Source organism: Halovenus amylolytica (assembly GCA_004015825.1).
GTDB classification, from domain to species: Archaea; Halobacteriota; Halobacteria; order Halobacteriales; family Haloarculaceae; genus Halovenus; species Halovenus amylolytica.
In genome coordinates this window covers 149,557-156,813 of record SAYS01000010.1, presented here as the reverse complement: position 1 = coordinate 156,813, position 7,257 = coordinate 149,557, and the positions used below count along the sequence as shown (strand labels likewise).

Below are 7,257 nucleotides of genomic sequence, written 5' to 3'. Positions count from 1 at the left end.
TGCTGGCGACGTGGCGCCAGCAGGGACGCAATCCCTACGACGAACTCAAGCGAGTCGCCCAAAACAACGAGATGCTTTCACGAGATCAGGCTGTGCCGGCCGTTGAGTCCTCGGAGTAAACACGTACTCTGCAACAATAGCCGACACACCGCCAGTGATGCCAGCTATCCCGAGAACGATAGTAAAGACGGCAAACGGCACCACCCCTGGTTCGTCCCACCGCCGATAGCAGTACACGGCGAGTGCACACAGCAACACGCCCGCGAGTGCAGCCACCCCGAACAGCCCGTCCACGAGAGGCGAACCCATTGTCTGCCAGTTCTATATCACGACTCAAAAAAGTGTAGTACGGTCTCTCTCTGTGAAACGCTGTCCACAGGAGTGAAACCTGCGACAGCCCGCTCCGACTGTTCGCTATGCAGTGCGATCCGGAACACCGGTCAGGATCTGTGCGACATCCCTGATGTTGTGGGTATCGACGAGCAGTTCCGCAGCTTCACGGACGGTGTACTCGGCCGTGATATCGACACCGTAACAGGCCGCGTACAGCTCCAGCCAGTCGTTCATCGCGCCTTCGAGAGCGTGATACTCGTCGGGGGGGAAATGCACCATCATCCCACCAGTCCGGGCCTCGACGTACAGCGAGATCGCCGGCCCGGCCCCATCCTGGAGATACGTCATCGCCCGCTCGTCGTCGGGAACCGACTCGGGCACCTCGAACGCTGCACAGTCCGCTGTTGCCCGGTCGGCGAGCTGGTGGATGCGCGCGGCGAACCGCTGTTCCGGATCTGTTTCCTCCGATTGTCCGTCCTGCATCGCTTAGCCTTGCTTGAACTCGACACCCTTGCCGCCGCTCGGGTGTTCCCAGTGCGTATCGGCGACGACCGCACAGGTGCCACACTCCACGCAGGGCTGGGTGTCGAGACTGACTTTCTTCTTCTCGCTACCGTTTGTCTTGATCGTCTCCTCGCGATAACAGCCGCCGCCGAAGCCTTGCGCGCTGACCGGGCAGGCCGTGACTGCTGTGCCGCTGGCCTCGAAGCTGTTGTCCAGCACCTCGATATGTGGGTCGTCGACGTTGTAGGTGAGATCGCCGATCCGGTCGTCGAGTTCCGGTGGCTCGATCTCGTTTTCGTCGACGACCTCGCTGCCGAGTACCTCGCCGATGCGGGTGGGGACGTCGACGTAGGTGAGCCGCGTATCGGGGATCATGCCGAGCAGGTACGGCGAGTTGTACGCCTTCTCGACGACGCTGCCGAACAGTTTGAGTCCGACACCGCCGACCGGGGAGTCGAGCAGTTTGCTGCCGATATTGCTCACAGCGTCGCTCTCCGAGAGCGCACGGGTCGCTCGATACCGCGGCGGTCGGAGTTTCTCCATGACGCCCTCAGCGTCGAGTTTCTGCTCGTACAGGTTACCAGCCGCGTCGGGGTTGCCACGCGCTTTCGCCTCGGCAAAGGCCTCGGCTGCCAGCCCGCCGGCGGTGACGGCGTGGTTCATCCCCTTGATGACCGGCCCCTGTGCCTGCATCTGGCCGGCGGCGTCGCCGACCAGCAGGAGTCGACCGCGGTGGGGTGAGGGGTGTGCGACCTTCTTCGAGTCCGGCACCAGTTTCGCCGAGTACTCCCGTTCCTCGTACTCGCCTTCGAACCACTGGTCCATCAGCGGATGCGTCAGGAGGTTATCGAGCAGTTCGTGGGGCTCGGCTCGTTCGTCGGCGATCGAATCCAGGTGGAAGACGGTCCCGATCGACAGCGACGACTCGTTCGTGTAGAGGAAGCCACCACCCCGGACACCGTCGAACAGATCGCCCGAAAAGAGGTGTGCGTCACCCTCGTCGTCGCTAATATCGAAGCGGTCGTTGATCGTCTCGGGGTCCATCTCGACGACGGCCTTGACGCCCTGGAACCACTCTTCTGGCTCGTCCCAGTCCATCAGGCCGGCGTCGCGTGCCAGTTCGGAGTTGACGCCGTCCGCGGCGATGATGATGTCGGCTGTGATCGGATCGAGTTCGTCCAGCGTGACGCCGACGATCTGGCCGCCCTCGCGGAGGAGGCCATTCACACGGACCTCCGTCAGCAGTCCGCCGCCGGTTTCGCGCGTTTTCTCGTGGACGCGCTGGGCGAGCCAGGAGTCCATCTTCCGTCGAAGGACGGCGTCACACCACTCCGTATCGTGGTGGTGAAGTTCGCCCAGATCGAACGTCTTCACCTTGTTGCCCGAGATGTTGTGGATGTAGTGGTCGTCGACCGGCCGCTCGGTCGCCGCCTCGCGGATGCCCGGGAAGACGTTGTCGATGGTGTAGGGTGCGGACTCCTCGGCGTAGAGCAGTCCGCCGGAGACGTTCTTCGAGCCGGCGTCGACACCACGTTCGAGCACCAGTGTTTCGACGCCCTGTTCTGCCAGCGTTGCTGCCGCCGTAGCGCCGCCGGGGCCGGCCCCGACGACGACTGCTTCGTAGTGTTCGTACTCAGTCATCGCTTACCTCCGCAACTGCACTCGCAAGCTCACCGTTTTCCAGTGCCTGTGTCAGCCGTGGCAGTACCTCGAACAGATCTCCCTCGATGAAGTAATCCGAGAAATCCCGGATATCCGCATCGGGGTCGGTGTTGATCGCCACGATGGTGTCGGATTCGTCCATGCCGACCTTGTGCTGGACGGCACCGGAGACACCCGCGGCGATGTACAGATCGGGCTCGACGACCTGTCCGGACTCGCCGATCTGGCGTTCCTCTGTGATGTACTGCTCGACGTGACCCTCGAACTCGTAGGAGGCCGTGATCACACCACGGGTGAGCCCGAAGGCCGCATCCTCGAAGGCATCCCGGAGTTCGAGGCCGAGTTCGATCCCCTCGGTCGGATCGACCCGGTCGATCCCGCGCCCCATGCAGACGACGACGTCGTGCCCGGAGAGGTCGACACCCTCGTCGAGCTGGTCGTACTCCGTCACTTCGATCTGGAACCACTCGGCGGGGAGGTCGATATCGTGTTCGACGATCTCACCCTCGCGCTCGTAGTCGGGCTCGGGCATGTCGAAGGTGCCCGGGATGACGCTCGCACCCTGTGGGTGGAAATCCCGGTGTGGCTTGTCGATACAGAGGATCGTCGAGTACTCGAAGCCGGAGAAATCCGGCCGGGGCATGTGGAGGACGCGTTCGAACTCCTTGCTCTCGCCGGCGGTCCCGGTCTTCGCCGGGTTCGAGATCATCGCCTCGTCGATGTACAGATCCGAACAGTCCGAGGCCAGCCCGCTGTCGAGTTCACCCTGGACGAGCGCCGAGAGGTCCCGACCGTTGTTTGTGGCCGGGAAGATGGCGTACCGAGGTTCGTGGTAGTCGCGCCACTCCTGATCGAAATTCCGGCACATGTGCACGACGATCTCGGTGTACGGTTTGTGCCTGAATCGGTGGAGACGGTCGTCTTCGTGGTAGACGACGCGGTCGGCACCGTAGGCAATCGCCTCCTCGGCGAGGTCACCGATGTCGTCGCCGACGATGACCGCGACGACATCCTCGGGGTTGCCGTCTTCGTCGCCGCCGTAGCCCTCGTCGCTGTTGTACTCGTCCATCAGCGTTCGTGCCTGGCCGAGCATCTCCTTCGAGACGTCCAGCAGTTCGCCCTGCTGGGTCTCGCAGTAGACCCACATGTCGCGGTATGTCTCCCCGGAGACGCCCTCGACGTACTGTTTGTCCGCGGTCGGATGGTCGAGTTCGGGATATTTCTCCTCCGGCGGGACGTACTTGACTTCCTCGGTGTCTTCCTCGTCCGTCCCGGCGACGGATTCGATCCGGCTCTCGATCTGCGAGACCGCACCCTTCCGTTCTTTCTCGTCTTTTTCACGCTCGAGGAGGTCTTCGAGCAGGTCGATATCGTCGATCTCGCGGACCATGTTCGCGATATCGGCGATCGTCATCTCTGACAGATCTGCCTCGCTGGGATCGACTTCCTCGTCGTCGTCTTCGAGACTCTCGATACGGCTCTCGATGAGCTGTTTGACCGGCATCCGATCCTCGTCGTCCTCTTCGAGGGCGAGCATCTCTTCGAGTTCGTCGAGATCCTCGATATCTTTGATCTTCGGTCCGAGTTCGGCGATTTCGTGTTCAGTTGGATCGAGTTCGACCATTATCAGTCACCTGCCGCGTACTGGTTCAGTTCTTCGAACACCGATTCCATCCCCGCCTCGTCGTCGGGATCGATCATCGTCGCCTCCCGCTCGGAGGGACCTTTCGGGATCGGATCGACGCCGGAGACGATCGTCGGCGAGCCATCCAGCCCGATGAAGTCCGGATCGAGGTTCAGATCCTCGTGGTTCCAGACGGTCACGTCCTCGTCGAGGTCGAGGTTCTCGGCGCGTTCCTGGGTCTCCTCGCGGAGATCCTTGTACTTCAGCCGGTGGTCGGCTTTCCTGTAGCTCGGTTCGAACTCCGGATCGGTGACGATAAACGCCGGCAGATCGGCTTCGACGGTTTCGATCTCCGAGATATCCCCTTCGACGAGTCGCTTCGCCCTGACGGTCTCCTCCTCGTCGTCGATCTCCAGCGAGATGACGTGGGTGATGATCGGCCGGTCGGTCAGATCCTCGTTGATGTCGATACACCAGTTGGTCTGGGGCCCGGTGTGGCCGGTCTCCCCGTCTGCGGTCTTGAAGCCGGCGAAGATGAGATCCGGCTCCTCCTCTAGCTGGTCGATCCCCGTCGCAATCGTCATCGCCGTCGCCCACGTATCGGCTGCCCCCATCTCCCGGTCCGAGAGGAGATACAGATCGTCGGCGTAGACGTCTTCCATCCCCTCCTGCAGTACTTCCTTGTAGCCCGGCGGCCCCATACTCATCAGCGACACCGTACCACCCTGCCGGACCTTGGTCTGGAGGGCGGCCTTGAGTGCAATCTTGTCGTTCGGATTCATCACCGTCGGTGTTTTCCCTCGTTCGAGGTGGCCATCCTCGTCGAAGGAGACTTTCCCCTCACGAAAGTCGGGAACGCCTTTGGTTAAAGTTACCATGTGCATTTTTATCACTACCCTAGTTGTGTTGCTGTCCCAGGGATTCCTAAGTGTTTTGTTAGCTACTTGACGGTCGACGAACAGAAGCGAATCGGTGGGGAAAACGGGCCGCTATATCGGGGGTTGGTAGTCGGACGGGAGCCGAGCTGGGCGGTCGTCAGATAGCCAGGTGGCCAGTCAGATCCGGCCCGCGCGGCTCGGGTCGACGTCGATCGCGTCGACCGGACAGACGTCGACACAGAGCATGCAGTCGATACACTGGTCCTCGTGGGTCGGGTCCGCCTTGATCTCGCTTTCCGGGTGGCCCGGTGTGTCGACCCACTCGAAGACGTCGACCGGGCAGTCTTCGAGGCAGGCGCCGTCTGCGAGACAGATGTCGAAATCGACGGCGACGTGTGTGCCGTGGATCCCCTGTTTCTCGGTCGTCGGCTCCTCACCATCCGGTGTCCAGACGCGGTGTCCCTCGTGGCGGTCAACTTCCTCGTAGTTCGTTTCGAACTCTGGATCGATAGCCATAGTTACATTAACCCACTTCTGGAGGGCACTTAAGTTTTGGAGTCGGGCTAGAAGTTTGTGGAATTTGGGGTGAAGATTCTTCTACTGGGAGGACAAAATGGGAGGAAATTTCACGAGGTGACGATATCCAGATTACCGCTCCGAACAGCCAGAAAGCCCCACCCGTATCGGTTGGCCAACCAGGCTACGGGTGGGACTGAAAGCGGACGGGGGCTTTCTTGCTGTTCGTAGTGGCGTTCTTGGGTTCGGTTCGAGCGAGCGCAAAGAGAGATAAATCGAACTATCAAACACAGCTAGCAGCGTCCGGGAGGTTTTATACTGGTCAGCGAAGCGAATACCCCGCGACCGTGGTCGGGGATGAAGCCGACACTCGCTGATACAAATCATTAAGTAAGCATATCTCTAATCAAGAGACAGCGATGGAATACAGTCACCGCTACCGCGCCTCCCCGACCGAGGAGGTAGCGGTCGGACTGGAACACCATCTGAACGTTCATCGCCAACTCTACAACCACGTCCGCTGGGACTACGAACAAGCCCCCGAGGACGACAAGCCAAGCGAGTACGACCAGAACAACAAACTCACCGAGTGGAAACGCAAGTGGTCAGTGTTCAGTGAACTGCACTCAAAAGCCGCACAAGCCACCGTCGCTCGCTTCCACCGCAACCTCTCGAACCTTCGCAAGAAGAAAGAGAAAGGGTACAACGTCGGTCGGCTCAAACGGCAAACACCCACCGATTACCGAAGCGTAACGTACAACCAGTCTGGCTTCAACCTCGATGAAAAGAGGGGCCACGACAAGTACGCCTACGTCCGCTTCAGCAAAATCGGCTGGGTCAAAATCCGGTACTCACGCCCGATTCCTGACCACGCCACCATCAAAGAGGTCACATTCAAGAAGGAACGAACTGGCGAGTGGTTCGTCTCGTTCGGTCTTGAAACCGACGACGCCAACCTACCCGAGAAACCCGGCGTGGACTCACTCAATACGAGCAACAGCGTCGGAATCGACCTCGGCATTCTCAACTACATCCACACCAGCGATGGCAAGACCGTGGATTGGCTCGACCTCCAAGACGACTACAAGCGTCTTCGCCGTGAGCAACGCAAGTTGTCTCGGAAAGAGAAGGGGTCGAACAACTACGAGAAGCAACGCCGAGAGGTGGCGAAGGTGAAGCGCCACATCAAGCGGAAACTGCTGGACTACCAGCACAAAATCACAACATGGCTGGCCAAGGAGTACGACGCCGTGTTCGTGGAAGACCTGAACGTCCAGAGTATGCTTCAGGGCGACGGCAACGCTCGGAACAAGCAGGACACGGCGTGGCGACAATTCATCACCCTGCTCGAATACAAAGCCGACCTGCACGGAACGCACGTCGTTCAGGTCGAAGCGCGAGGCACCACGAAAGAGTGTGCGTCGTGCGGTGTGGAGACAGCGAAACCCATCTGGGTCAGGGAACACTCCTGTCCGAGTTGTGGATTCGAGACGGATAGAGACGCAAACGCGGTCGTCAGACTACGTCTGACGGGCAGCAAAATCGCACGCGATTTTGCGACGGCGATGAACGTCCTCAAGCGTGGTTTTTCTGAATTAGGGCTGGGATGGCCCGAATCAACGCCTGTGGAGACTGTGGCCGCTACGGACACCGCTGATTTCCAGCGCGTGTCTGCACGTCACGTCGTCGAAACAGGAAGCCTGCTATCGTGAGAGCAGGATTCCCCGCGCCGCCGTGCGC

General features: G+C 60.4%; 6 protein-coding genes. 1 reads left to right on the top strand and 5 read right to left on the bottom strand.

Features of this window, described 5'->3' with window-relative positions; genetic code table 11:
* Positions 1–414: 414 nt before the first annotated feature.
* From EOW68_RS10625 to EOW68_RS10605, 5 genes are all read right to left on the bottom strand, one after another.
* Complete coding sequence (locus EOW68_RS10625) at positions 415–816, bottom strand: DUF8055 family protein (protein ID WP_128225134.1); 402 nt, start codon at positions 814–816, stop codon at positions 415–417.
* A gap of 3 nt (positions 817–819) precedes the next feature.
* A complete protein-coding gene (locus tag EOW68_RS10620) occupies positions 820–2,478 on the bottom strand; it encodes an FAD-dependent monooxygenase (RefSeq protein WP_128225133.1) in 1,659 nt (552 codons plus the stop codon).
* Positions 2,471–3,646 carry an electron transfer flavoprotein subunit alpha/FixB family protein gene (locus EOW68_RS10615; protein WP_431358865.1) on the bottom strand — a complete coding sequence of 392 codons (1,176 nt, stop codon included), beginning with the start codon at positions 3,644–3,646 and terminating at the stop codon, positions 2,471–2,473. The genes EOW68_RS10620 and EOW68_RS10615 overlap by 8 nt, the downstream gene beginning before the upstream one ends.
* Positions 3,647–4,125: 479 nt before the next feature.
* Positions 4,126–5,007: an electron transfer flavoprotein subunit beta/FixA family protein gene (locus EOW68_RS10610; RefSeq protein WP_128225131.1), complete on the bottom strand. Its 882-nt coding sequence runs from the start codon at positions 5,005–5,007 to the stop codon at positions 4,126–4,128.
* A 171-nt stretch (positions 5,008–5,178) separates the two neighbouring features.
* A complete protein-coding gene (locus tag EOW68_RS10605; RefSeq protein ID WP_128225130.1) occupies positions 5,179–5,517 on the bottom strand; it encodes a 4Fe-4S dicluster domain-containing protein in 339 nt (112 codons plus the stop codon).
* A gap of 419 nt (positions 5,518–5,936) precedes the next feature.
* Here EOW68_RS10605 and EOW68_RS10600 point away from each other — a divergent pair, with 419 nt between their 5' ends.
* Positions 5,937–7,229 carry an RNA-guided endonuclease InsQ/TnpB family protein gene (locus EOW68_RS10600; protein ID WP_128225129.1) on the top strand — a complete coding sequence of 431 codons (1,293 nt, stop codon included), beginning with the start codon at positions 5,937–5,939 and terminating at the stop codon, positions 7,227–7,229.
* Positions 7,230–7,257: the final 28 nt, after the last annotated feature.